Genomic DNA, 24302 nt, shown 5'->3' with positions numbered 1-24302 from the left:
CTAATCTCTGAATATTGGAAAGGTAATGTCTTTAGTCTGCTGTATGAGTATTATTTAAAATACCTCTAAAATCAAAAGCTATACCGTTACCTCAAATCTTGTCTGAACGGTGTAAACCCCAGCAACTAACACTTAATTTCCTCCCTCAATACATGCTGTCCCAAAAAATTCCGGTCCTAAAGCTTAACTTACTCGTATGAAAGAGACGTAGATAAGTCACGATAAGCATTAATCTGCTTCTGAAGGTCATTCACCTTTTGCTCGATAGCAACGACAGCATCTTCACCAGCAACCCAGCGTACTGGAGGCTGCTTCTCACTGGCAATGGTCAGTAGAGCATTAGCAAGTTTGGATGGATCACCACCTTGTTTACCGTTCATTGATTCCCAAGCGGTACGCGTTTCTGCTGTACGATTAGCATAGTCATCAATGCTCAACTCAGCCCAATTGGTTGACTCCGGCTCCAACAACTCTGTTCGGAAGAAGCCTGGCTCAACTATAGTGGTGTGAATTCCGAATGGAGCAACGTCCAAATGGAGAGACTCCATCCAGCCTTCAAGACCAAACTTTGAAGCGGAATAGGCAACGCAAAAGTCCTGACCAACTAAACCAGCGAGCGAAGAAATTGAAATAATATGACCGGAACGAGCTTTGCGCATGACAGGGAGTACAGCTCGGGTGACATTCATCGGCCCAATGAGGTTGGTGTCGATTTGTTTTTGGATTTGCGCCGGAGTTAGCTCTTCAAAGAAACCAGCATAGAAGCTAGCTGCGTTATTGACAAGAACATCAATCGTTTCAAAACGGTCAACTGCAGCTTTGACTGCTGATTCGGACTCCTCAAGTTTGGTAATGTCTAATTTCACAACTAACAGATTATCAGCTTTGCCGATTGCGTTAGTTACTTTATCTGTATTGCGACCAGTAGCGATTACTTTATGACCTGCTGCCAAGGCTGCTTTTGCAATATCAACGCCCATACCGCGCCCTGCTCCAGTAATAAACCAAACTTTCTGTTCAGACATATTGTTTTCCTCCAGTTTTATTTAATTTAAAAATAAATTATTATTTTAAGAAAAGTCGAAGATTATTCTTGGAAATAAAACCCTGTGAATTAAACCTACATATTCCTTCTTTCTAATTCAGAATTACTTTTTAATTTAATTGAAAAGCAGATAATTAATGAACTGCTAAAATGCATAATAGTGCGATATGGCACATTTGTGTATAATATAATATAACTTCGGGTTGTCTGCAATGATCAAAGAAACTTGATTTGTGCCTTATTGCACAAGGTGATTAAATTTGTGCGATTCTTCTAAGAAAAGAATGGTGATTACTAAAGTGTCGATCGTGGATAGAAGAATACTAAAGTCTCAAGAGGCAATTAAAAATGCTTTTATTAAACTAATGTCAGAAAAAAAATTCGATGAAATTACGATGCAAGATATTTCTGACAATGCGAATGTCGGTCGCAGAACCATATATCATCATTATTTGGACAAATACGACTTGCTGGATAAACTAATCGAAGAACATATCAATGAACTTAGGAAGTTGTGCGAATTAGGATCAGATATGGATTTTACAAAAGGCAATTCACTTTGGTTCGAATATTTTGAAAGTCACTATTCATTTTTTTCGGCAATGTTATCGAGTAAAGGAGCCCCTTTTTTTCGGAATCGTTTCCTGGATTTTGTCATTGAGGAACTAGAAAAAGAAGTGAATATAACGGAAGGAAATAATTCAGGTTTAAGTAAAGAAGTCATTCTAAAATTCTTTGGTACGGCTATAGTAGGGATTGTCGAGTCGTATTTTAAAAAAGAAATACTTGATTCACCTCAAAGCATAGCAGAACAAGTAGGAATTCTTTTAGACAGGAATCTATAGGAGTTAAGCTAACGAATAACTTAGTTAAAGGGGTACCGCCAACAAAACGCGAAAAACGTACGCTAAGCGGAAATTAAATCAAACAAGCCGGAAATTCCGTACGCTAAGGAAATCCGGCTTTTTTGTACAAGCGTTATGGAAGATCAACTTTTAGGGTAATCCCTGCGAATCTGTTACCTTACATAAGTGCTGTGTGCAAAGACTTTCGTCCTGTGCCTTAAGCCACATCAACACGCTTCTCCCGTATCGATATAACTATCGCCACAATCATTCCGACAACGGCAACGAAACCACATACGACAACCTCTGGTGCGTCAAATCTACCATGGAAGATAGTATTGAAAACGATGTTATTATCCGATAATGCCATGTTGACTGAAAGTACGGCTATTCCCGCAACCGCAGCACTGACCGGAACGGCCTTAATCAGCATCATCACAGTATTCGCACTGAACCTCGCAAGTATAAATGCGAAACACGCCGTGCCGACACTTAGTGCAAGTATCATTCCCGCGAGTATGAGAGCGTACTGCCCGAAGGTAATATTATAAAGCTGCATCCCCATACCAGCAAGCGACATGATATCCGCGTCCCAATAATTCCCTGCACCCGATACAAGGAACGGAATATATGCTGCGGCAATCAAAAGGATAGATAAAGCGAGTGTGCTTACAATAGTTGCGGAAAATTGAAGCCTAAAAATCCTGCGACCAATAGTTGACGAATACTGCATTAGGTTTAACTTCCGCATGCGGTCGGTTGTCAGCAAGGGGGCAATGAGAATGATTACGGCAACTACGGTAAACACCCCAACAACAGCGGTATAAAGCGAAAATCCCATATAAAGGTCATAGCGGATCAAGTTTGCATTGCGCATTTGCAGTAATTTCTCAGCGGTGCGGACCACCACGGGGCGGGAATCATTGTCTATATAGCTGCGAAGAGAATCCTCATAGTCGACATATGTGCGTTCGAGCGCTTTGAGCGTTTGTAGCCTAATCAGTGGCGAGGCATACCATTCATCCAAGGTTTGTGCGCTATTGCCAAAATCCAGCTTGCTCTGCATTGTGGAAATGGTATCATTGAAGATTTCCTTTTCCTCCTCGCTTAGGTCGCTGGAGTAGTCGTTATCGGCAAATTCCTCATATTCAGCGTAGCTGTAGATATTGTTTTCGGTAAAAATCGTCTCGTTTGAGATAGTTTCATCCATTTTAGAAATAAGGGCAACCTTTTTACCCGGGATATCATAGTCGGCCAATTCTTCCGGTTCAAGCGTATCGCCGTAAAGTGCAAACATCTCATTCTGATAGGAACCGTAAATACCATGGGTGGTTAGACTATCATATGAGCGCAGTACTTCGCTCAAAAATGCGAACCATGTCAACGTAGCAATTGCAGCAATAAGCGCAAGAATGCGCCAATTCCATAGCTTCTTGAGTTCATATACAAAGATTCTCATAATATCTCCCTTTTTTTGAATATTTTAGTGGAAATGAATGCGGCGATGGAAAGCACAGCAAGGGAAACGAAAAGCCCCACGCTCTCAAAGCTCGCCCATATAATTTCCGCTCCGCCGTCGGTGAACCATGCTCCGCTATTTTTCCATAACCAAACGGGAGTAAGGGTCCAAATGCCCCTTGAAACCGAACCGATTGGAAAAAGGGGCTTAGCAAGGAATGTGACGCCGACTACCGACGCAGCGGCGATAAATGCTCCGTAACTGTTACGAACAAATACCCCAGCTGCATATCCTAACAGGCAAAAGCAAACTGCAATACCAAAGGTCACTCCGATTGTTGCCCAAAGATACCCCTCAACAGTGAAGCTGTGCCATGTGATGAAAGGCTTGCCGTATTCATTCACAGCGTAGTTAAACATACTTGATACGTTATCGTTCCACACATCCGAAAAATTGAATCTGAGAAAAAAAATGCACAAACTCACTCCAAGGATTACGACAGTCATGGCTACCGCCGCCATCAGCGAGGCACTCAGTTTTGTCCTGAGTACCCGTCTTCCAATTTTTGAAGCGCAGATAATATTTTCGGTCCCTCTCAAGTTTTCGTAAGTTACCGATATGAGCGCGGCAAATAACGCTAGCAAACAGCTTTCCGCAATAATTGCCATAAACATGATTTTAAACAACAGACTGTGGCGGTAATGAGTCTGTCCACCAAAGTAAGTTGACAAAGCATCGCCGTTAGTGGCTTTCTGATCAATTACAGGTTGTAGTTTTTTATACTTGTTGCGTATATTCTCGGCGTTTTCGCCTGTGATGTTGTACTTCCTTATATATATCTCCCCGATTTCGATTGTCTTAAATCCCTCAAAGATATTGACAGCTTCTGCTTCGTAATTCGAGCCATAATCGTTGTAGCCGACTATCGCAATAACAGCATTAAAAATGATGCATAGGGCAACGATTCCAACCATCGCGGGTGAAAACACAAGTTTTTTTAGCTCGTACCCGAATAGCATATATCTCACCTCACATTGCCTCATCTCGATAAATGTATAGAAACACGTCCTCAAGGTTGGGGCTGACACTACGCGCGATATCGCCGCAGTCGCTATCACTCGCGAAACGCGTGACGGTTTTGCCGTTCTCCTGATGTTCTGTGAGCACTAGATAAGGCGAATTGATATCAGCAATATCGTCCGTTTCATAGACCTTGCCCATGAGCGTCCTGCATATCGACGCAGGTGACTCGTTGGTGAACAATCTGTGATTTTTGAACATAATAACCCTACTTGCGATTGTCTCAATGTCCGACACAATATGCGTCGAAAGTATGACAATGCGGTCTTTGGATAGTGACGAGATAAGGTTGCGAAAGCGGACGCGTTCTTTTGGGTCAAGCCCTGCCGTAGGTTCGTCGAGAATTAGGATTTTGGGATCGTTCAGCATAGCCTGAGCGATTCCGACGCGCTGAATCATACCACCTGAAAACTTCTTCATCTTCTTATCTCGCACGTCCGACAAGCCCACAAGATCAATGAGTTCGTCGGTCTTGCGCTTTGCTTTGTCACGATCGATACACTTTAACGCTGACATATACAACAGGAACTCTCTCGGAGAGTGGTTCCTATAATAGCCGAAGTCCTGCGGCAGATAGCCGATGATGTCGCGGTATGAAGCGTCAAGCCCAACGATTTCATCTCCGTTCCAAAGGATTTCGCCCTTTGTGGGGAAGATGAGTGTCGTGAGCATTTTAATCAGTGTAGTCTTGCCCGCACCGTTTGGGGCAAGCAGGGCGTAGACACCGCCAGAGAATTCGAGGTTGATATCCTCCAAAGCAGTGAAATTTCCATATTTCTTAGTCAAATTGTTAAGAAATAGCATATTTTTTTACCTCCGACATCATTTTTGAGATTTGATAAGCAAGTGCTGCCCCTCCGAGAACGGCAAGTACAACCGAAAAAGCAATCGGCATTTCGCGTAATATTGTCTCCCATTTTTGCCCTAACGAAAATGGGATCACGATATTTACGAACACCCACACCGCCGAGAACACCGCATTTACCCATTTGCCGTGAAGAAAACGCATAAAGGATATACTCAAGGTAGCGCAGAGAAACAGGGCGGACAGGCAAATTGGAAACAGTGAGAGGAATTCATATCCGTTGTCTGTACTGATTGTCGCGATAACCGTGGTGAACACAAAGCCGAAGACCGAGTAGCAAATCACCCGCAGAGCGGTTATCTGCTGGATGGTGTAGCGGCAAGTCTGTTTTAGTCCGTATAGCCCACATGTCCGCTCCGATGTTTCGGCAAACATGGTTATCAATAGGAAAACTAGTGGGGCAACGGCGATGGCGGCGGAGAAGCGGTAATCATCAGGAGCAAAGCTGAATAGCACGAGAACAACTGCGAGAGTTACGGCGGCGAAGAACAAGCTATACCCAGTATCCCAAAATATGAAACGGAAGCCTATGATGCGCAGCATTTCCGCAATCCGTTCTCTCACCGTTTGCGGCTTGACTAAGCCTTGCGAAAGGATATATTCAATGCTTGCATTCTTTGTTTTCTTATCCATAATCAGCAAACTCCTTTCTAATCAGGTTGATAAGACGGTAGTACTTGGATTTCACGCTTCCCTCTGGAAGTCCTTCGATACCTGCGATTTCAGAGAACGTGTACCCGCCGAAGATGTGAAGCCGGAAGATTTTCTGCGTATCCGGAGGCAAACCGCCCAAAAAAGCGCATATCTTCTCCGTGAAATCCCTGTCTTCAAATTGCCGAGTGAAATCTGCTTCATCAATCGGCTCCACCTCGTCAAGCGATATTGTTTTGTTCATCGCGTGGTAGGCACGTGAGCGGAACCAATCAACAACCTTATTTGCGGCAATCCTGTACATCCACGTTCGGAATCCCGCACCTCGCTTCATATCGTAAAACCCGATTGTCCTGAGCATTGAGATAAATATCTCCTGTGTCAGTTCAATAGCAATATCTGCATTTGAGACTTGTTTTCTCACGAAGCCGTAAATCTCGTCATAGTAGCATTGCACCAGTTCATCGGCGGCGGCGCGGTCTCCGTTTCGCTGGATTTTCTTTATTAGGCGTAGCTCGTCCAACCGCACCACCTCCTTTTTGTCTGTCCATTTATATATTCGTAGTGGATAGAGAAATAGTTTCAACGCCGGAATAATAATATTTTAGATTTTGTCTACCGCTCAGAACGAAGCCGCCTGTCTATGGTCTTCTCAGTATAAAGAATATTCCTTGGGCACTGCGGCCGAAACCTTCTTTTTCTTTTTATAGCAAATTGTTTCTGTTTAAACGCATCAAAACTTGATTTTTTTAGCACCGGATCGTCTGCAACACAATATAAATTGTGTTGTACTAGACTCTATCAAATGGTACAATCAGGTAATTTAATGCAACACAATTATTTTATGTATGACCAATGACACCAACATCTTTTGACTATCAAAAGTCTTTTGCTTTCTTCAAGAAATTTCTAACTAAAATTGAAAGTGGAGGCTACATATGAGTGAACGAAATGATGTAAAAAGAACACCACAAATGATTGCAGCAGATATATACAGTATTAAGGGACAGACTGGGCAAGTCATTTTGTATAGCAGCGCAGAGATTGGACGCAAACTTGTGGAAGCCAAGGAAGTCCTTTCACATGGTGAATGGGGTGAGTGGCTGAAAAATTCAGTTGATTATTCGCATTCAACAGCAAATAACCTTATGCGGCTTTACAGGGAGTATGGTGCTGATATGCCCGATATTCCAACACTTGCAAGTCTTAGCTATTCAAAGGCGATTCTCTTGCTGGGAGTGCCGAGCAAAGAACGTGAACTATTTGCCAAAGAGAATGATGTTGCGAATATGTCCAGTCGTGAGCTTCAGAAATTAATCAAAGAGAAGCAAAATAGCAAAGCATACGATAAGGATGGACTATAAAGCATGAGCAGGTTCGATGTGTTTTCTGTCTACCTCATGTGCACAGTATTTCAAGTTTCACGAAGCGGTTATTATGAATGGAGCCAGCAGAAGGAAAGTGAAAGAAGCAAGCGTCGTAAGGCGTTAGAGCAACGCATTCGTCGTATCTTTCTGGACTCCCGTCGTCTTTACGGCAGCAAGAAATTCTGGGTTAGAATTGAAGAAGCAAGGCATTCATGTATAAAACGGTTGTCCGTATCATGAAAGAGCTGGGCTTGAAATCCCGAATGTGAAGAAATATAAAGCGACAACAAACTTCAAGCATAACCTTCCTGTATATGACAACGTACTCAATCAGAAATTTGTGGCGCAAGCTCCTAATCAAGTCCGGATGGGGGCTGGTTGTATTTGGCGAGCATCATGGATTTATATAGCCGTAAGATTGTTGGTTGGCAAATGAGTGACCGTATGTCCAAGTCACTGGTATTAGATGCGCTCGATCAAGCGTATCGTCGCCAACGACCGACAAGTGAAGTCCTGCATCACTCTGATCGGGGCAGCCAGTATACTTCGCTTGATTACCAAAATCGCATAGATCGTACAAGTCGTAAAGGCAACTGCTATGATAATGCTTGTATCGAATCGTTTGTTGAAGAGTTTAATAAGAGGGCAAAAGATGATCATCATTCCAAAGGAAAGTGGACGCGGTCCTATATGGACACATCGCTTTTCGGAGATAGCGATATGAATGATCTGTACACCGCTCTTTCAGCAGCTCATTTTACTAATCCTGAGATGCTGCAACGGCTGCAGGACGAATACTGTATAATTCAAGATAAAATTGAAAATGATGAAATAGACCCTGTTCGCTCTACGATTGTCCGTTTAGCTATAGATGGTTTATGGTTCGCGGAAATGTTTGGTTAGCCCTTCCAAAAGCAGATCTCAGACAAAAGGTTATAGAAGAGTTGAAGGCAAGTATAAAGGAGGATGAATAATTGCCTATCTTTTCCTGGTAATCTCTATTATTGGTGAACTGATGGAACTTCAATGCTTAAGGATTCAGAAGGGTTTACTAAATTATATCCAAGCTTATTAACTATCGTTGCGTTTATTATCTCTTTCTTTTTTATCTCTTTAACTCTCAAAACACTACCCTTAAACATGACTTATGCCATCTGGTCAGGGGCAGGAGCTGTTGCCACGGCGCTTATTTCGGTACTGATCTGGAAAGAAAAAATAAATACAGGAAGCATTGTAGGCATAGCTTTAATCGTGATTGGAGTTGTGGTTTTGAACTTATTCGGTGCAGGGCACGGTGAGGCAAAGCGTACTACAGAAACGGCAAGTTCAGTTATTAAAAATTAAGAGAAGTTACGGGGGATCCTTTTCATAAATATGGGATAAGATCATTAATAACGAGACACGAGAGTGCAGGAGTTGCTTGTAGCGGCTCCTTTTTTATTTCCGTTGACGGGACACTATAGCTCAATAAAGAATTGGGAAGGCAGCTGATCCAATCTGAACAGCTGCCTTCTCCGAGGGACGGGTAGATTACGCTAATACTAGGCGAGTGATATAGTATGAATAAGCTGTAAAATGTGCGCACTTGTAAAGGCCTTATAAGAAAAGAGAGAGGAATATGAAGAGGCAGCAATGCCCTTGTTGCGGATTTTTTACTAGTTGAAGTTATAGTGAATATTTTGTGAGGTCTGCTTTTGGCTCTATGATGCTGTTGCGCATGAGAAACCTGATAGAAATATTGGTGCAAACCAAACCATATGTCATTAAATCAGGCCTGAGAAAATTTCAAACTCTTCAGTGTTTGTAAAGGGAATTTCACCAAGTAAATATCCGTGTTATTCTACCGCAACTTCGTTTTCTTGGTAAACACAAGCAATGACCCAAAAATAAAATAGATGATGACTAAAACTAGGGTACTGTAAAGAGTCAGCGAGATTGTAGTTGGAGCCCATACTTTTATAAATGCCCAAGGCAATCCCCCAAGTAAAATTTTCGGAATCATTATCACAAATGTCCAACTTGCTGCAACGATCAAGGTATGCAATATGAATAGTAGAAGCCTTTTTCCATTTAACGATGTCCAATTCCGTTGCTTTTTAGCGAGCTTCCCCAAAATTTTTATCGTGAACAACATGAACAATGTACCGAAACAACCGACGACCATACATATTATCGTGACGATTTGATCTAACTTTTGGTAGCTATCCATATGATTATTGGTTACATTCTTCCCCTCCCATAGATCCATCACTCCTTGGCCTATGGCCGTCGTAAAACTTGATCTCATATTGGCCAAAATGGCTACTCCTAATTTTTCATCGGGCTGCATAATGAAATAGGACGAAAATGTCGGATTCTCCCCTGCATGAAGAATATATTTTTTATTGTTTTCTTTCAGGATTCCCCATCCGTAAGCATAGTGGGTATTTTTATCGAAAGGCTCAACGGTCTGGTCAGGGATATGTGAATCGTTTATTAGCTGTTTGTCGATAGAATTGCTCAAATCGTTTCCTAACTGAAGGTTCATCCATTTCTCTATATCATTCGTGTTACTGATAATATACCCCGCCGGTACATTCCCTCGATAGATTGGCGGTGTGTAAGCTTGCTCCTTCGTAAATCCTATTTTATATCCGGTAGCCATATGAGTGGTTTGGGCTTGATGCAGACCAACAAACGAATCCTTCATTCCTATCGGGTCTAAAATATGCTGTTTCATATATACATCATAAGGCTTTTTCGTTACAATCTCGATCACGAGCCCCAATACATCATAATTGATTGTCGCGTATTCGAAAGAGCTGCCCGGCTTACGCTTTAGCTGCTGATCCTGCAATGTTTTTACAGTCAACTCAAGGGCGTTACTTGCATTACTCTCAGGAATAAGAGCTATTGTATTGGAAGCAATTCCGCTGGTATGATGAAGCAAGTGATCTAACGTAATTGCTTGCGGCTCCCCATTATAAGATAGTTTCAACCACGGTATATACTGCTGGACATCATCGGTCCGTTTTAACAAACCCTCCTTTTCCAATTGTAAAATGGCTGCACCTGTGAAAGCTTTAGTTGTAGAACCGATTTCAAATAAAGTGTTAGCGGTCACCGGTGTTTTCGATTTTACATCGGCGTACCCGAAGCCTCTCTGATAAACGGTTTTACCCTTCTCCACAATAACTACCGAAATTCCTGGAATTTCACTCGTGTTTCTTTGTTCATCAATAAACTGTTCGATCTTCCGTATTTTTTCATTGGATTCAGCGTTTGCTGTAATCGGTGTAAAACCGCTAACCGACAGCATAAAAGCGAACATCATAAGCATGACAATTCTTACAGATAATTTCATAATCCATTCCTTTCGGATATATTTATGCTTTTCAACAAGGAAGTAAATGTTCTGCAAATACCTTTGATAACGAACGAATGGAGGATGCCGGCGAGACATGCATGGAGATAACGGTGTGATCACTGGGCGGTTTGAAACGGACTAACGCCACGGCAATAAACCGAGTATCGTATCAACCACCAGCTCCGGCTGGTCGTGAATGACCATATGGCCGCTTTTTTCGGCAACGATTAAATGGCTGTCGGTTGAAATATCGAGCATTTTTTGCTGTCCGGACTGCCAAATCTTCTCAAGCTTCCGTCCGCCTGCTACCGAAATTCCCGCTTGGGTGTAATCCTGCGGAACGCCTCGCGCAATAATTCGTACTGGCAACGAGCCTAAACGTTGTCCACGAATGGCATCTTCGGTGGAATAAGCAAATTTTGCCTCTTCTTCCTTCGCTTTAAAGTAGCTTGGGGTAGCAATGATATTGATAAATTGCCCGCTGTCTTCCTCCGCTACCAAGCCCTTCAGTAAATTGTTCTGGAGCAGACGCAAGATTCCTGACTGCTTGAGTAGTTTGAGGGTGGATGCAGGCGGATTTCCAGCGAATTTCTCCTCCTCCAGAATCGCTTTGGTATCTTGAGCATCATCCTCAGGTCTGGCATCCACAAGCACTAGACCCATAACCTCATCCCGGTAAGTTTGGGCGAATAGCCGGGCATACATCCCACCCAAAGAATGGCCAACCATAAGGTAAGGCCCTTGTATACCTTCCTTTTTCAATGCTGTATAAAGTTCGCGGACAATGTTATCTCCGGTACGTTCGCTGCTCGCCATCTCGCTCCAAGCATATCCGGCCCGGTCGTAAGTGACAACGGTAGCGTATGTGGCGAGATCGTTTGGGATATCGCGCCAGGACAAGCTTGTTTCTCCGCTTCCCGATTCGAGAACAATCGCTGGGGAGCCGCCCCCGGATTTTACAAGATGAAGTTCATATCCGCCCGCATCCACCAGTTTGCCAGGGGGTGGGTAATCCCTTGCCCCTTGATTGGAAGCGATGGCTTCATAAGTGAAACCAGAGCCGATGGCAATGGTCATGCTAGCTAATGCAATCAAAGATCCATATTTCAGCTTTCTCCATTTAGACTTCTTCTTTCGCTTTTCGGTTCTGTTCATGTAGGGTTCCTCTCAAGCTTGCATTTATTTAGCACAACGTATTATAAAAATGATTTTAGCACGTTGTATTAAAAAAGAAAAGAACATATAATATAAACATGCCTAAAATCGTGAACCATGATACTCAAAGACGTATAGTCGCAGAAGCTGCTTTAAGGGTGATCCGGCAGTCGGGTCTGGAGCAGGCCACCGTGCGCAGAATTGCTGAAGAGGCAGGATTGTCCACCGGTTCCATGCGCCACTATTTCTCTACGCAGGTGGAGCTGTTTTCCTTTTGTATGAATTTGTTTATCGAACGAGTCGAGAAAAGGCTGGAAGCTTTCGAGTTTGAAGGGCCTTTGCTGTTGGATTTAAAGCGGCTGTTGCTGCAGTTTTTGCCCGTTGATGACGAGAGAACTTTAGAAACGGAGGTATGGTTTGCCTTTCATTCAAAAGCGCTGATCTATACGGAATTGGGAAGGATAGGCTCGACTGTTCAGGATGGGTTATATAAAGCTTCGCGTTTCGTTGTGGAGGAGCTTATTAAGAATAAGTTGTCCAGACCAGGCATGGACATCGAGTTGGAGACGGAGAAACTGTACGCGCTCATCGACGGATTAGCTGTGCACAGAATTATGCAACCGAAACGGCTATCAGTTGAAAGGCTGGAATATATCATTGAATCTCATTTGACCGCGTTATGTACCTTTACGGAAAAGTAGATTAAGCGAATAGCCCAGACTGTGTACTGTATCGCCTCCCCCTGACTGATGCATTAGCTATGGAACCGCGATAAGGAGAAAGGTTCTTGTAAGGGGATCATTAAACAACTTATTTAGCTTATTAATAAAAAACAATCTCTTTATGATGATAACAAGGATATATTGATGGTTGTAGATTCGGATGGGGGGAACCTACCGCTTTAACTGCTATGAAATTGAAAATTCGCTTGATTTGCACCCAACGGCGCGTTCTCGTCTGAGATGGCTAAAGGAAAATAAGCCGTATACATTTACTGAACTTCTTCAACGGGATGTGTTACATGTCCAGTTTCAGCCACTCCAAAAAGGCTTCAATGGTGATTGTAACAAATAGACAATAATAATTGCGTCAAGGTGTTGAAGTCTACGTAGATCCTGAATGGAACGAATAATGTATCAAAATTAAAAAAGAGCGAGCGTGCATTGGAATGCTAGAATATTTTGGGATGAAATGCCCTGGTTGTGAAAATGATAGCTTGATTTCCACAGAGAAATGTAAGCAATGTATTGATAGAGAGGAACATTATAATGCACTTATTGTTTAATTTAATTAATTTTTTATGTAATCTTTAAAATTTAATTAATTATGGAATATCAAAATATCACAAGCAGAATAGTTTATTGGTAGTTGATGTGATGAGAACTGTCGACTATAAGAACACAAATCGTTTGATACCCGTCTAAAAAACGGGTATTTTCTTTGAATAGGACAAGGAACATGACACTATTGTATAATAATGATATGTTCTGGCAGCTTTCGTTTCTTTGGATAATATCGCGAGGTTACACTTGGAAAGTTATGTAGTAGCTAATGTATTGTTCTTCTTTTTTTTGCTGTAAGCGTTTTCGAACATTTAATATTTTTTCGTGACGATACTGAAAGGAATTCATGTAACGTACTTATATGAAAATAGGTGATTGTTTATGGGGTTTCGCACGATTCAAGGGAAAATTTTCGTCTCCATTTTCTTCTTTCTGATCATTCCATTTTGTCTAACTTTTTTCTATTTGGATAAACCATTAGAAAAAACGATTGAAAGCAAAATAGGGACCTCGATTCAGGATGCTTTGAACTTGGTCAGTTTAAATATAGATAATACATTGGAAAAGATGTTGGATTCTATTACGGCCATTTCGTTGGATCAAAATATACTGTCTATGTTAAAAAAAACGAGCCAATACACCGATTATGAGAAATTTCGTATTTCGAACAATATGATGAAAACTTTGCATAACTCTTACTTGATTAAAACAGAAAATTATATTACCTTCATGGATTTTTCAGGAGGATTGTATACTTCGTGGTATGTCCTGCCCGGAAAATATGAACAATTAAAAAGTACTTCGTGGTATACGGACATCCTAAATTCTAATGATAGGTTCCTGTGGATATACCAACCTGACAACTACACATTCACGGATACACGTCCGCTTATATCGGTGGCAAAATTAATTAGGGATACCAGTTCTAATGATAATATTGGAATAGTTATGATAAGTATTGTCGAAAGTGATATACGAAAAATTTTGATGCAGCTTGAAGGTGAAGTCTTTTTGATCGACAAAAACGGGATTGTTCTCTCCCACGCGGAGCCCTCTTTTTTTCGGAAGGACTTGTCGGGGGAACCGTATATCCAAAAAGTGATCAAAACGGAAATGGGTCAAATGATTGAAGAAATTAACAATAAGAAGATGATTGTTAGTTATAGGACTATTCCTAAAACAGATTGGAAGATTGTTCAGCTTATTCCCTATGATACGGTATTTAAGGAAATTTTCAATATAAGAAAAGCGAATATTTTTATTGTCGGAGTTATTTTTTTAGTGTTCCTTTTGATTTCGATTTCGATTTCATTTCGAATTTCGAAGCCTTTAAAATTGCTAAAGAAGAAAATGGGAGACATGGATAACAAAGACTCAAGCGATATAATTGATATCAAGGGTACAGATGAAATCGCCAGTTTGATTCATACCTATAATAAGATGACAAAACGGATTAAAGATTTGTTGGATCGATTGAAAATGGAATATGAGCAAAAGGAAGATATGAGGTTTAGGGCGCTGCAATCACAGATTAATCCTCACTTCATTCTTAATACCCTTAATAATATAAAATGGATGGCGTATATTAGAAAAGACCACGAAGTAGCGGAGATGTTATCCTGTATGGCAGTCATTTTGGAAGCAAGTATTGGTAGAGACGAGGATATCATTACACTTAAACAGGAAATAGCATACATTCATAATTATGTTATTCTTCAGAAGATCAAGTACAATGAATTGCTTTCCATCATCTACGATATTCCTGAGGATCTGCTTCAGTGTGAAGTAATTAAATTTATTCTGCAGCCTATCGTCGAAAATTCCATCTATCATGGTATAGATCAAATGAAGGGTAAGGGTGTCATTCATATTGACGCTACCCGGCGGGATCATCAATTGGTTATTCAAATTAAAGATAATGGGCTAGGTATTGATCCGGTTAAATTAGAAGAAATTAAGGATTCTTTTACATCTAAGCAGGATGTAAGGAAAATAAAAAGAGTTGGTATCAAGAATGTTCATGATAGAATTCAATTGCAATACGGTAAAAAATATGGAATTACTATTCATAGTGAGAGGTTTGCGGGTACAATCGTTGAAATTGTGCTTCCAGCAGACGTTCGGAAAGAGGAAAAAGCCTATGTTGAAGATATTGATCGTTGATGATGAAATTTTAGTCAGGATTGGAATCAAATCGTCGATTGACTGGGAAGAAGAAGGCTTTCAATATGTCGGTGATGCTGCGGACGGGGAGAAAGCCTTCGAATTGATCAAACGAACCGTGCCGGATATCGTTTTGACTGACATTTTGATGCCCAATATGAATGGGTTGGAGCTTATCGAGAAAATAAAGCAGTGCTATCCATTGATTAAAATCATAGTTTTGAGCAGTCACAATGACTATGATTATGTAAGAAATGCAATGAAGCTTGGCGTAGAGGACTATATACTCAAAACCTCTATGAAGCCTTCAGAATTGTTAACTATACTTAAAGAAACCGCGAAGAAGATTGTATTGAGTCGTGAAGGATTGATGGATAAATATGCAGAGCCCGTACAGGATGATTCTCGAAAAGCAGTCTTGATAAGACTGTTGTTGGAAGAGCCCCTCAACGATTACCGTTTGAAGCAGGTTGCTGACAGCTTACAATGGAAGGATTGTAACCACCATTATCTTCTATTACTGAAAATTCATCAATATGATGCTGATAAAATGGATCAAGCAAGTGAATATACTTTCATGAATTTGGCTATCGGGTATATGAATAAATGGATGGATGGACACATTCTTCGATATAAAGAAAATGAGTATATGGTGATTATGTCCTCTGGAGATGAAGATTTCAAAAAGACAGAAAATGAATTATTCATACTGGGAGAAGATACGATCGTGGCTGTAAAACGTTTTTTGAACCTTTCGATCAGCATTGGCTTCAGTGATTCCTTTGGCCATTTAAGTGGGATGAAAACCGCCTATGAACAGGCAGAGGGTTCTTTAAGACGAGGATCGTACAGGAATGAAGTGCAGAAGTTAATCGATTATATGTTAATTCATTATAATGAAAATATATCTCTTAAGAGGGCTGCGGAATATGTGAACATGAGTGAAGGATACTTAAGCTTTGTATTTAAGAAGGAGACCAAAAAAAATTTCATAGAATTTATTACCCAAATTAGGATCGACAAGGCTGTTGAATATTTGCAAAATACCGACCTTCCAAGCTATATCATTGCAGAAAAGGTGGGATATGTGAATATCAATTACTTTGGCCGGATTTTTAAGAAAGTAACGGGAATGAACCCTAGTCAATATAGACAACAATTTAAATGAGTTATTAAAAAAGTGAATATCCCTCTTCAAAAAGTGAACATGGCACGAAATAATCTGAATAAATGACAGAAAGCTATATAAATCGTTCATTTAGTATGCAGCCAGATCCGGGTATAATTTTTTTGTAAGCGTTTTATAAATGAAAAAGAAGGGTGTGCGCTATGCAAAAATCAATGTTAAAAGGTGTAGTTATGCTATTAACTCTGACCCTGTTCACAATGGGATGTGCAGAGAAAGAAGATTCCAAGGATGAAGCTTCAAGGAACGGAGAAGGCAGCAAGCCGATTACGATTACATTTTGGGCAGGAACGGCTTTCAAAAATGTTGATGGCTACAATAGTCCAAACTTTGGAGACTGGGAAAAAGCAAAAGCTGAAGAATTCAAGAAAATCCATCCTAATGTAACTGTAAATGTCGAAGTCGTTCCGTTTAAAGATATTGAGCAAAAAGTAAACGTTGCCGTAGCAGGAAATAATCCACCCGACATTTTACTCGATAACACCCCTCTTCGTATGATAAGACATGCCAAAAACGGCCAATTAGAACCTTTGGATGAAATCATAAAAGAGGATAAAGCCGACTGGAAACAATCTTACTTAGATTTGGGTACTTACAATAACAAGTTATATGCACTTACCCTATTCAGTTGTCCCGGAATGATGTTTGTCAACAAAGCAATCTTTGATAAAAAAAATCTGACGCATTTATTGCCAAAAGACAGAAAGTGGACATGGACGCAATGGAAAGATGCGATGAAGTTGGTTGCAGACGAAAACGTCTATGGGACCGCATTTTTTGCAAAAAGTGAGCAGCAAGACCAATTAATGCAATCTCTTATTATGAGCAGCGGAGCCAAATGGGCAAATGAAGATTTTTCCAAGTATTTATTGAATGGCCCTGAGGGTGTGGAAGCACTAACGTTTATGTTAAAGCTGGCGGATGAAGGATTGGTTGCCCCGGGTACTGCAAATATGGAGGCTATAGATACCATACAATTATTCGAACAAGGAAAATTAGCAACCATGTATCAACAGATCAATGTATATATGGACATAGCAGCAGACATTAAGAAGGGATCAGCCATCGCTTCCAATGTTGAACCTTATGGAATTATTCCGGTATACAAAGAGGGTGTTACCCCCAAATTAGTGATTAACTCTGAAAATGGAATTGCTCTATTTAAACAGAAGGACCCGGAAAAAAGAAAAGCGGCTCTGGAATTTATTAAATTTTTGGCAAAGCCCGAAAATATCAGTGCTATAAGTAAATCTGCAGTATCTGAACCTGCCCGTATCTCATCCACATATGCAGCTCCAAATAAGGACTATGCTGAACTGATTGTCGAAATGAATAAACTGGAAAAAATAGATCAAGGTAGAGGTGTAACTTGGTATTCTAAGCTCAGACAAAGTTTCTATCCGGAAATGCAAGCTGCTTTCCTGAAAGCCAAAACACCACAGCAAGCTTTAAATGATTTTGTAAATACCGCAAATAATTTGGCTTCTAAAAAATAACGAAAATAGTTCACTGAGGTGTGTATGACTGATGAGATTTCGCAATGGAGCTTGGGGTTATTTTTTCATATTGCCTAACTTATTTTTTCTTGCTTTGTTTTTAATCTATCCTCTACTTCATACTTTCTATCTTAGTTTGTTCGAAGCGGATATTTATTCTAAAGCCTTTGTAGGATTTCATAATTATATTTCTTTGTTTCATGAAGAGCGGTTTGTAAAATCGTTTGTAAATACGTTCTACTTTGTAATCATCATAGTTCCGATTACGGTCTGTATTTCCCTGCTTTTTGCCGTAATGATGCAAGGATTTCATAAACATGCCAAAAGTTTTTTTCGTCTTGTTTTTTATTTGCCGGTTGTAAGTACGCCTGTTGTGCTTTCCTTGGTTTGGGCTTGGATTTATAACCCCAGCTTTGGCATACTTAATTATTTTTTACAGGAGCTTGGATTCCAGCCTATCGATGTGTTTTCCAATCAACTTACAGCTATTCTTGCCTTAGCCGCAGTGGTTATTACTTGGATGATCGGCCAACCTATTATTTTGTATTTATCGTCAATGGACGGAATATCAAAAGACCTGTTTGAATCTGCTGAATTGGATGGAGCTAATTCGATTCAAACCTTTGTTAAGATTACATTGCCTTTGATTGCTAACACGACTATATTAATCGTGATTACTTCAACGATCAGTGTATTCCAAATATTCACAGTCGTCTATTTGTTAACCAAAGGTGGTCCGTTTCATGGCACAGAATCTCTTGTATATACTATATATCAAACCGCTTTTATAGATTTGGAATTTGGCAAAGCTTCAGCTCAAAGTGTTGTATTGTTCTTTATTATTATGCTTATTGCAGTTTTACAGTTTAGAATTTTGAGATCTAAAGGCGAGTAAGAAAAGGAGACTCTTTGCTAATGCAAATTAATGTCATCTTCAAATATTTAATATTAATTATTGCGGCAATCATTTTTATTTTCCCATTGTATTGGTTGGTTACCGGCTCTTTTAAATCGCAAGTTGAGATATGGGCTGTGCCCCCAGATTGGTTTCCAAACAAATTCAGCTTTGATAATTATATCCTTCTATTTAAGACAAAGCCGTTAGTGACATGGATATTCAACAGTGTATTTACTTGCCTTGTCACAGTTGTATTTGTTTTAATATTTTCCGCGATGGCCGGATATGCATATGCAAAGAAAAAGTTTCCCGGAAACAAAATATGGTTTGCCTGTGTGATCGTCACAATGATGATGCCGCATCAGGTGATTTTGGTACCGCTTTACATTTTGTGTCGTGATCTAGGACTTATCGATAGCTATTTAGGGTTGATTTTGCCTGCCATTGCCTATCCATTTGGAGTCTTTCTCATTCGACAGTTTGCCAAGTCGATTCCGGATGAAATTATTGAGGCAGCTACTATTGATGGAGCCGGCGAATTGAGAACGTTTGCGACAATCATCTTACCACTGCTTTTGCCGGCACTTGGAGCCCTAGCCATATTTTCATTTATGTATACTTGGAACGATTATTTATGGCAACTTATTATTTTGCAATCTAAAGCAATGTTAACTCTACCGCTAGGGATAGCTACTGCTGCATATGATGAAAATAGAATTGATTTTGGAATTGCCCTGACCGGGGCATCCATAGCCGCAGTTCCTATGATACTATTCTTTCTGTTGCTCCAAAGAAGCTTCGTTCAGGGGATTACATTGGGTTCTGTCAAGGGATAAATGCTAATACAAGGAGAATGTGAAATGCATAAATTAAAAGAAGTGCTAGCCGGCGGTCAAACCGCTTACGGTATTTTTTCCGCTCTGAAGGACCCTGCTGTTATCGAAATTTTGGGTTACGTCGGTTATGACTATGTTGTGATTGATCTTGAACATACCGCATTAGATTTGCAAATGATGGAGCATATGATACGTGCGGCGCGAATTGCCAATATTTCATCCATAGTCAGAACACCGCAGGATGATTATGGATCTATACTCAGAGCAGTAGAGTCCGGTGCTGACGCTGTGATGATTCCTCATCTCGTATCCAAACAGCAGGGAGAAAAAATCGTCGGAATGGCCAAATACCAGCCCATAGGTCATCGAGGCATTGATGGTTCGACTCGAGTAGCCAGATATGGTGGAGTGCTCATTACAGAACATATGAAACAAGAAAACGAACGGGTATTGGTCATCGGAATGATTGAAGATGTGGAAGCCGTGGAAAACATCGACGAAATTATTACAGTTCAAGGATTGGATCTGTTATTTATAGGTCCCTCCGATTTGGCCGGTTCATTCGGTCTTCCTGGACAAGTAACGCATCCGGAGGTAAGGCAAGCTATTCAAGTTGTGATGGACAAGTCGAACAAAGCAGGGATCAAGGTGGGAATTCCGGCATTTAGACCTAGTGAATTAAAAGAAGTCCTCGGCATGGGCGCAAGCTTTGTAACGACGCCTGCGGTGGATGCTTCGCATTTAACCCAATCTCTAAAAGCCCATCTTAAGTCCGTTAAAAATATTTAGTTAGGAAGTGAAGGTATGAATGTTCCAAACTATGTTACGATGATGCTTGAAAAGAATAGTATTGATTCCGGTTATTTCAATTTACAATCTCTTTATTTAGAAGCCGAATCAATAAGGATGAAAATTGAATCAGTTAGTTCCAGTGATCATTTGATTGATCCTGACCCTATTTTTTCTCATGTTCAGATAAGGGGGGGAACGGACCAATGAACACATCGAATCATTTTTTAGAATGGAGTATAGCTGAGCTAAGCCAAAGTATCAAGGATAGAGCCATTTCTCCTGTGGAAGTAACAGCAGCCAGTCTGGACGTCATCGCTCAAAAAGATAAAGAACTCAATTCATTCATTACGGTCTTGGAGGAACAATCGTTAAACGCTGCCAAAAAGGCCGAACAGGAAATTGCAAATGGAAATTATAAAGGTCATCTCCATGGCATTCCTATTGGATTAAAGGATTTAATCTATACAAAGGGCATAAAAACAACATTTGGTTCTGAAGTTTATCAAGACTTTGTTCCTGATTATGATGCAGAAATTGTGACCCGACTAGAGAATGCGGGAGCCATTATGATTGGTAAGCTAAATATGCACGGGTTTGCATACGGAACAACAGGGGACCGCTCTTTTTTCGGACCTGTAAAAAATCCTTATGATCCAACTAAAATCACAGGGGGGTCAAGCTCAGGATCGGCCGCTGCCGTAGCAGCTTTTCTATGCTATGGCGCAATTGGTTCAGATACGGGGGGGTCCATCCGAATGCCTGCCTCTTGTTGCGGCATCGTAGGAATGAAACCGACGTTTGGATTGGTAAGCAAATATGGTGCCATACCATTATGTCAGACTCTGGACCATTTGGGCCCCATGACCCGAACCGTCACTGATAATGCTATAATGTTAAACGTCATTGCAGGTCATGATAAAAAAGATATATATTCTGTTTATTCTGTGAAGGAAGATTATACTCAAGCGATAGATCCGGGGATTAAAGGTAAAAAGATCGGGATTCCATCTTCTTTTTATTTTGATATTATTCATCCGGAAGTGCAGCGCATTTTCGACTTAACGGTGGAAAAACTAAAACAACTTGGAGCCGAAATTGAATATATTGACCTTCCTGGGATGAATGATCTTTTAGCGGCTCAGCAGATACTTTTAGCTTCTGAGGCTTACACGTCGTTAGAAAAACTTTTAAGGGAAGTTCCCGACCGGATTGAAGAAGAAGTAAGAGGACGGGCCATAGTAGGGATGTTCATTCAAGCAAGCGAGTATATAAATATGTTGAAAATTAAACATAAGGCTATCATCATGCACTACGAGGCACTATCCAAGGTGAATGTAATTATGACCCCTACTTTATGTACGCTCCCAACCGATATTGGGCAGAGAGAAATAGATATTAATGGGACGAAGGAACATACCCGTATTCTTGCACGCTTAACGGGTCCAAGCAATACAACCGGTTTTCCCGCAATTTCTGTTTCTGGCGGCATGTCGAAAAGTGGTTTGCCAGTCGGAATACAATTTATAGGCAACCCTTTTGATGAAGGACAATTATACCGGTTTGCTTTTGCTCTGGAACAATCCAATCTCTAGGAAACTGCTGATAAGACTTTTAAGGAATCGTATATGAATAGGAAAGGACAGGCCGAATGTAATCATTCGTCTGTCCTTTCAATGATAGAACTAATCAATTACTGTAGGTGATTATATTTTTCTTCATCTACTTTCATTTTATTTCCTGTTCACTTCAACTTTTGCCATTTTTTCATAGTATCTTATCAAGCTGCCGTGATCATCATCACCCATTCCATCTGTCTTCAGAGATTGCATCATTTCCATGACCGCAGTTGTAAGCGGCAGAGGCACTCCTATTTCATGGGAAGTTTCTAGTACGTTACTTAAATCCTTAATATGAAGGTTGATGCGGAATCCGGGATCGAATTTACGATCCATCACTAGTAACGCCTTTGCATCAAGAACGGTACTACCGGCCAAGCCACCACGGATAGCTTGATATACCAATTCCGGTTCAACACCGGCTTTGCTTGCCAACACTAGGGCTTCAGACATGGCGGCAATATTAATTGCCACAATAATCTGGTTAGCAAGTTTGGTGACATTGCCTGCTCCAATCTCACCCGTGTGCACGACAGAGGCAGCCATTGCCTTCATAATTAGATAACATTTATCAAATACTTCTTCTTTGCCGCCCACCATTACTGATAGGGTCCCTTCAATCGCCTTAGGCTCACCGCCGCTTACAGGAGCATCAAGCATTTCTATCCCTTTTTCCGCCAACTTCTTAGCAATTTCTTGACTTACGAGCGGTGCAATAGAACTCATGTCAATGAGTATAGTGCCTTGTTTTGCACCTTCGATCACGCCATCTTTGCCCAAAACTACTTCTTTCACCTGAGGATGATTGGGTAACATGGTAATAATAATGTCTACTTGCTCAGCTAGCGACTTAGGACTCGATGCAGCCTCAGCCCCGGCAGCAACAAGCTCTTCGGCGCTTTTACTTCTCTCAAGAACGACAAGCTTGTATCCAGCCTGTAATAGATGCTTGCTCATGGGCTTACCCATGATTCCCAAACCAATAAATCCAATTTTCATCAATTAACAGCCTCCTGATTATTAACCCATCCTTGGGGAATTTGAAAGTTTATTAAAGTACGCCCATATCTTTCAGTATGTCCTTGAGTTTATTCAAATGGGTCTCCGAACAAGTGGTATTCGGCTTGATCGAATTTCCTACCTTAAGTCCAATTAGATTCGCGGCATCCTTAGTCGCAACGGGAAAGCTTCCTAGATTAAATGCCATACGAAGCGGAGCGAGTTTAAACTGGGCTTCCAAAGCACCATGCAGATCGCCTGCCTTAAATTTCTCATAAATCTCCACGACCAAGGACGGGACAATATTAGCAGTCGAGGCAACGCAACCGACAGCTCCATAAGCTAAGGAGCCAAGAATCATAACATCCCTGCCGGCCATGACTTTAAATCCCTTGTTTCTTGTTCTTCGGATATATTCTGCGGTCAAGGTTAAATCACCGCTGCTATCTTTAACTCCAACGATATTGGGAATGTCGGTCAGCCGTTCTAATAAGTTCGCTGAGATATTGTTGCCGACACGATCAGGGTTGTTGTAAAGAAGGACCGGCAAAGAGGTCGATTCGGAAATCTTAAGGAAATGCTGGTACAACTCGTCTTCATTGAGACTAAGGAACATGGGCGGCAGGATAGTGATAGCCTGTGCTTTTAGATGTTCCGCAAGTCTAGCCAATTTGATGCATTCTTTGGTGGTAATGGCCCCAATTCCTACATAGACGGGAACTCGTCCTTTGATCTGATCGATTATAATAGTGACGGCCCGCTGCTGTTCTTCATGATCTAACCCAAAAAACTCCCCATTGCTTCCAAGCGCGAGAACGCCGTGTACCCCTCCTTCAATAACATGCTCAACAACTCGTCGCAAGCCCTGTTCTTCCACGCACTCATTGGCATCGACAGGTGTAATAACCGGGGGAACCACTCCGTGAATAAAACTTGTATCCATATTTTTATCTCCTTTTATGCCCTTGTCCGAAGCCTTCCCGTATACAGTTCCGACACTCGTTTAGGGGGTTCTAATTAGGTAAAACTCTTTTTTCCAGCGGATTGCGAACTGTTCTCCCGGTCGGTAATCCGCCTCCTTCGCAGCTTTATTAGGAAGTACACGTTTTCATCCCTGTGATTCCATTGTACCCAAGGGCATGGTGATGGTCTTTATAAATAACCGTCATGTTTTTACAATATTCCGTAGGGTTTTTCTAGGTTATAATGAGGTGAGGTCC

Annotated in this window: 24 protein-coding genes and 1 pseudogene; 15 read left to right on the top strand and 10 right to left on the bottom strand. The window is 41.0% G+C overall.

The genetic code is table 11. The annotated features are described in order from the left end of the window. Positions 1-188: 188 nt before the first annotated feature. Positions 189-1025, bottom strand: coding sequence for an SDR family NAD(P)-dependent oxidoreductase (locus tag ACFQ0C_RS19355; RefSeq protein WP_379368646.1), 837 nt, complete (start codon positions 1023-1025; stop codon positions 189-191). Positions 1026-1344: 319 nt separating this feature from the next. Between ACFQ0C_RS19355 and ACFQ0C_RS19350 the strand changes: the two genes are divergently transcribed. Beyond that, entirely contained in the window at positions 1345-1890 is a 546-nt protein-coding gene (locus ACFQ0C_RS19350; RefSeq protein ID WP_379368645.1) for a TetR/AcrR family transcriptional regulator, read from the top strand. Between the two features lie 217 nt (positions 1891-2107). Here the strand turns inward: ACFQ0C_RS19350 and ACFQ0C_RS19345 are convergent, their stop codons facing one another. Genes ACFQ0C_RS19345 through ACFQ0C_RS19325 form a run of 5 tightly spaced genes read right to left on the bottom strand, consistent with a single transcriptional unit; the run spans position 2108 to position 6468 of the window. Then, positions 2108-3349 carry a hypothetical protein gene (locus ACFQ0C_RS19345; protein WP_379368644.1) on the bottom strand — a complete coding sequence of 414 codons (1242 nt, stop codon included), beginning with the start codon at positions 3347-3349 and terminating at the stop codon, positions 2108-2110. After that, positions 3346-4368 (bottom strand): ABC transporter permease subunit, encoded by a 1023-nt coding sequence (locus ACFQ0C_RS19340; RefSeq protein WP_483875017.1) that lies wholly within the window; start codon positions 4366-4368, stop codon positions 3346-3348. Before ACFQ0C_RS19340 ends, ACFQ0C_RS19345 begins: the two co-directional genes overlap by 4 nt. 10 nt (positions 4369-4378) lie before the next feature. Beyond that, on the bottom strand, positions 4379-5233 hold the full coding sequence (locus ACFQ0C_RS19335; protein ID WP_379368642.1) for an ABC transporter ATP-binding protein: 855 nt from the start codon (positions 5231-5233) through the stop codon (positions 4379-4381). Continuing rightward, entirely contained in the window at positions 5220-5927 is a 708-nt protein-coding gene (locus tag ACFQ0C_RS19330; RefSeq protein WP_379368641.1) for a hypothetical protein, read from the bottom strand. Before ACFQ0C_RS19330 ends, ACFQ0C_RS19335 begins: the two co-directional genes overlap by 14 nt. Further along, entirely contained in the window at positions 5920-6468 is a 549-nt protein-coding gene (locus ACFQ0C_RS19325; protein ID WP_379368640.1) for an RNA polymerase sigma factor, read from the bottom strand. Before ACFQ0C_RS19325 ends, ACFQ0C_RS19330 begins: the two co-directional genes overlap by 8 nt. A 415-nt stretch (positions 6469-6883) precedes the next feature. Here ACFQ0C_RS19325 and ACFQ0C_RS19320 point away from each other — a divergent pair, with 415 nt between their 5' ends. From ACFQ0C_RS19320 to ACFQ0C_RS19300, 5 genes and pseudogenes are all read left to right on the top strand, one after another. Further along, a complete protein-coding gene (locus tag ACFQ0C_RS19320; protein ID WP_379368639.1) occupies positions 6884-7309 on the top strand; it encodes a DUF3102 domain-containing protein in 426 nt (141 codons plus the stop codon). Positions 7310-7312: 3 nt separating this feature from the next. Beyond that, on the top strand, positions 7313-7552 hold the full coding sequence (locus tag ACFQ0C_RS19315; protein ID WP_379368638.1) for a hypothetical protein: 240 nt from the start codon (positions 7313-7315) through the stop codon (positions 7550-7552). 138 nt (positions 7553-7690) lie between these two features. Beyond that, positions 7691-8215 (top strand): DDE-type integrase/transposase/recombinase, encoded by a 525-nt coding sequence (locus tag ACFQ0C_RS19310; RefSeq protein ID WP_379368637.1) that lies wholly within the window; start codon positions 7691-7693, stop codon positions 8213-8215. 70 nt (positions 8216-8285) lie between these two features. After that, positions 8286-8656 (top strand): annotated as a pseudogene (locus ACFQ0C_RS19305) (DMT family transporter). A gap of 330 nt (positions 8657-8986) precedes the next feature. After that, the gene (locus ACFQ0C_RS19300) at positions 8987-9079 is read left to right on the top strand and encodes a CPCC family cysteine-rich protein (RefSeq protein ID WP_379368839.1); all 93 of its coding nucleotides are present in this window, start codon (positions 8987-8989) and stop codon (positions 9077-9079) included. A gap of 73 nt (positions 9080-9152) precedes the next feature. On the opposite strand, the gene ACFQ0C_RS19295 is transcribed toward ACFQ0C_RS19300, so the two are convergent. Then, positions 9153-10655, bottom strand: a complete 1503-nt coding sequence (locus tag ACFQ0C_RS19295) for a serine hydrolase domain-containing protein (RefSeq protein WP_379368636.1) — start codon at positions 10653-10655, stop codon at positions 9153-9155. 141 nt (positions 10656-10796) lie between these two features. Next, positions 10797-11813, bottom strand: coding sequence for an alpha/beta fold hydrolase (locus tag ACFQ0C_RS19290; protein WP_379368635.1), 1017 nt, complete (start codon positions 11811-11813; stop codon positions 10797-10799). 98 nt (positions 11814-11911) lie between these two features. Here ACFQ0C_RS19290 and ACFQ0C_RS19285 point away from each other — a divergent pair, with 98 nt between their 5' ends. The 9 genes from ACFQ0C_RS19285 (at position 11912) to ACFQ0C_RS19240 (ending at position 22059) form a co-directional block, all read left to right on the top strand. Then, positions 11912-12514 carry a TetR/AcrR family transcriptional regulator gene (locus ACFQ0C_RS19285; protein ID WP_379368634.1) on the top strand — a complete coding sequence of 201 codons (603 nt, stop codon included), beginning with the start codon at positions 11912-11914 and terminating at the stop codon, positions 12512-12514. A 963-nt stretch (positions 12515-13477) separates the two neighbouring features. After that, positions 13478-15259 (top strand): sensor histidine kinase, encoded by a 1782-nt coding sequence (locus tag ACFQ0C_RS19275; protein ID WP_379368632.1) that lies wholly within the window; start codon positions 13478-13480, stop codon positions 15257-15259. Continuing rightward, positions 15237-16427, top strand: coding sequence for a response regulator transcription factor (locus tag ACFQ0C_RS19270; RefSeq protein WP_379368631.1), 1191 nt, complete (start codon positions 15237-15239; stop codon positions 16425-16427). Before ACFQ0C_RS19275 ends, ACFQ0C_RS19270 begins: the two co-directional genes overlap by 23 nt. A 161-nt stretch (positions 16428-16588) precedes the next feature. Next, positions 16589-17941: an ABC transporter substrate-binding protein gene (locus ACFQ0C_RS19265; RefSeq protein WP_379368630.1), complete on the top strand. Its 1353-nt coding sequence runs from the start codon at positions 16589-16591 to the stop codon at positions 17939-17941. 31 nt (positions 17942-17972) lie between these two features. Continuing rightward, positions 17973-18836 (top strand): carbohydrate ABC transporter permease, encoded by an 864-nt coding sequence (locus ACFQ0C_RS19260; protein ID WP_379368629.1) that lies wholly within the window; start codon positions 17973-17975, stop codon positions 18834-18836. A gap of 20 nt (positions 18837-18856) precedes the next feature. Next, positions 18857-19675 carry a carbohydrate ABC transporter permease gene (locus tag ACFQ0C_RS19255; protein WP_379368628.1) on the top strand — a complete coding sequence of 273 codons (819 nt, stop codon included), beginning with the start codon at positions 18857-18859 and terminating at the stop codon, positions 19673-19675. A 24-nt stretch (positions 19676-19699) separates the two neighbouring features. Then, on the top strand, positions 19700-20464 hold the full coding sequence (locus tag ACFQ0C_RS19250; protein ID WP_379368627.1) for an HpcH/HpaI aldolase family protein: 765 nt from the start codon (positions 19700-19702) through the stop codon (positions 20462-20464). Between the two features lie 15 nt (positions 20465-20479). Next, complete coding sequence (locus ACFQ0C_RS19245; protein WP_379368626.1) at positions 20480-20674, top strand: hypothetical protein; 195 nt, start codon at positions 20480-20482, stop codon at positions 20672-20674. Further along, on the top strand, positions 20671-22059 hold the full coding sequence (locus ACFQ0C_RS19240) for an amidase (RefSeq protein ID WP_379368625.1): 1389 nt from the start codon (positions 20671-20673) through the stop codon (positions 22057-22059). The genes ACFQ0C_RS19245 and ACFQ0C_RS19240 overlap by 4 nt, the downstream gene beginning before the upstream one ends. Before the next feature lie 138 nt (positions 22060-22197). Here ACFQ0C_RS19240 and garR read toward each other — a convergent pair whose 3' ends face one another. Beyond that, on the bottom strand, positions 22198-23082 hold the full coding sequence (garR, locus tag ACFQ0C_RS19235; RefSeq protein WP_379368624.1) for a 2-hydroxy-3-oxopropionate reductase: 885 nt from the start codon (positions 23080-23082) through the stop codon (positions 22198-22200). Between the two features lie 52 nt (positions 23083-23134). Beyond that, a complete protein-coding gene (locus tag ACFQ0C_RS19230; protein WP_379368623.1) occupies positions 23135-24025 on the bottom strand; it encodes a dihydrodipicolinate synthase family protein in 891 nt (296 codons plus the stop codon). Between the last annotated feature and the right edge of the window lie 277 nt (positions 24026-24302).

The organism is Paenibacillus sp. GCM10027630, from assembly GCF_042676305.1.
Classification (GTDB): Bacteria; Bacillota; Bacilli; order Paenibacillales; family NBRC-103111; genus Paenibacillus_S.
This window is presented reverse-complemented; position numbering and strand designations above follow the sequence as displayed.

Excerpts from the sequence above, each read along its gene's own strand:
- ACFQ0C_RS19355 (WP_379368646.1), bottom strand. The coding sequence starts at position 1,025 with ATGTCTGAACAGAAAGTTTGGTTTATTACTGGAGCAGGGCGCGGTATG.
- ACFQ0C_RS19345 (WP_379368644.1), bottom strand. The coding sequence starts at position 3,349 with ATGAGAATCTTTGTATATGAACTCAAGAAGCTATGGAATTGGCGCATT.
- ACFQ0C_RS19340 (WP_483875017.1), bottom strand. The coding sequence starts at position 4,368 with ATGCTATTCGGGTACGAGCTAAAAAAACTTGTGTTTTCACCCGCGATG.
- ACFQ0C_RS19335 (WP_379368642.1), bottom strand. The coding sequence starts at position 5,233 with ATGCTATTTCTTAACAATTTGACTAAGAAATATGGAAATTTCACTGCT.
- ACFQ0C_RS19330 (WP_379368641.1), bottom strand. The coding sequence starts at position 5,927 with ATGGATAAGAAAACAAAGAATGCAAGCATTGAATATATCCTTTCGCAA.
- ACFQ0C_RS19320 (WP_379368639.1), top strand. The coding sequence starts at position 6,884 with ATGAGTGAACGAAATGATGTAAAAAGAACACCACAAATGATTGCAGCA.
- ACFQ0C_RS19315 (WP_379368638.1), top strand. The coding sequence starts at position 7,313 with ATGAGCAGGTTCGATGTGTTTTCTGTCTACCTCATGTGCACAGTATTT.
- ACFQ0C_RS19295 (WP_379368636.1), bottom strand. The coding sequence starts at position 10,655 with ATGAAATTATCTGTAAGAATTGTCATGCTTATGATGTTCGCTTTTATG.
- ACFQ0C_RS19290 (WP_379368635.1), bottom strand. The coding sequence starts at position 11,813 with ATGAACAGAACCGAAAAGCGAAAGAAGAAGTCTAAATGGAGAAAGCTG.
- ACFQ0C_RS19285 (WP_379368634.1), top strand. The coding sequence starts at position 11,912 with ATGCCTAAAATCGTGAACCATGATACTCAAAGACGTATAGTCGCAGAA.
- ACFQ0C_RS19275 (WP_379368632.1), top strand. The coding sequence starts at position 13,478 with ATGGGGTTTCGCACGATTCAAGGGAAAATTTTCGTCTCCATTTTCTTC.
- ACFQ0C_RS19270 (WP_379368631.1), top strand. The coding sequence starts at position 15,237 with ATGTTGAAGATATTGATCGTTGATGATGAAATTTTAGTCAGGATTGGA.
- ACFQ0C_RS19265 (WP_379368630.1), top strand. The coding sequence starts at position 16,589 with ATGCAAAAATCAATGTTAAAAGGTGTAGTTATGCTATTAACTCTGACC.
- ACFQ0C_RS19260 (WP_379368629.1), top strand. The coding sequence starts at position 17,973 with ATGAGATTTCGCAATGGAGCTTGGGGTTATTTTTTCATATTGCCTAAC.
- ACFQ0C_RS19255 (WP_379368628.1), top strand. The coding sequence starts at position 18,857 with ATGCAAATTAATGTCATCTTCAAATATTTAATATTAATTATTGCGGCA.
- ACFQ0C_RS19250 (WP_379368627.1), top strand. The coding sequence starts at position 19,700 with ATGCATAAATTAAAAGAAGTGCTAGCCGGCGGTCAAACCGCTTACGGT.
- ACFQ0C_RS19245 (WP_379368626.1), top strand. The coding sequence starts at position 20,480 with ATGAATGTTCCAAACTATGTTACGATGATGCTTGAAAAGAATAGTATT.
- ACFQ0C_RS19240 (WP_379368625.1), top strand. The coding sequence starts at position 20,671 with ATGAACACATCGAATCATTTTTTAGAATGGAGTATAGCTGAGCTAAGC.
- garR (WP_379368624.1), bottom strand. The coding sequence starts at position 23,082 with ATGAAAATTGGATTTATTGGTTTGGGAATCATGGGTAAGCCCATGAGC.
- ACFQ0C_RS19230 (WP_379368623.1), bottom strand. The coding sequence starts at position 24,025 with ATGGATACAAGTTTTATTCACGGAGTGGTTCCCCCGGTTATTACACCT.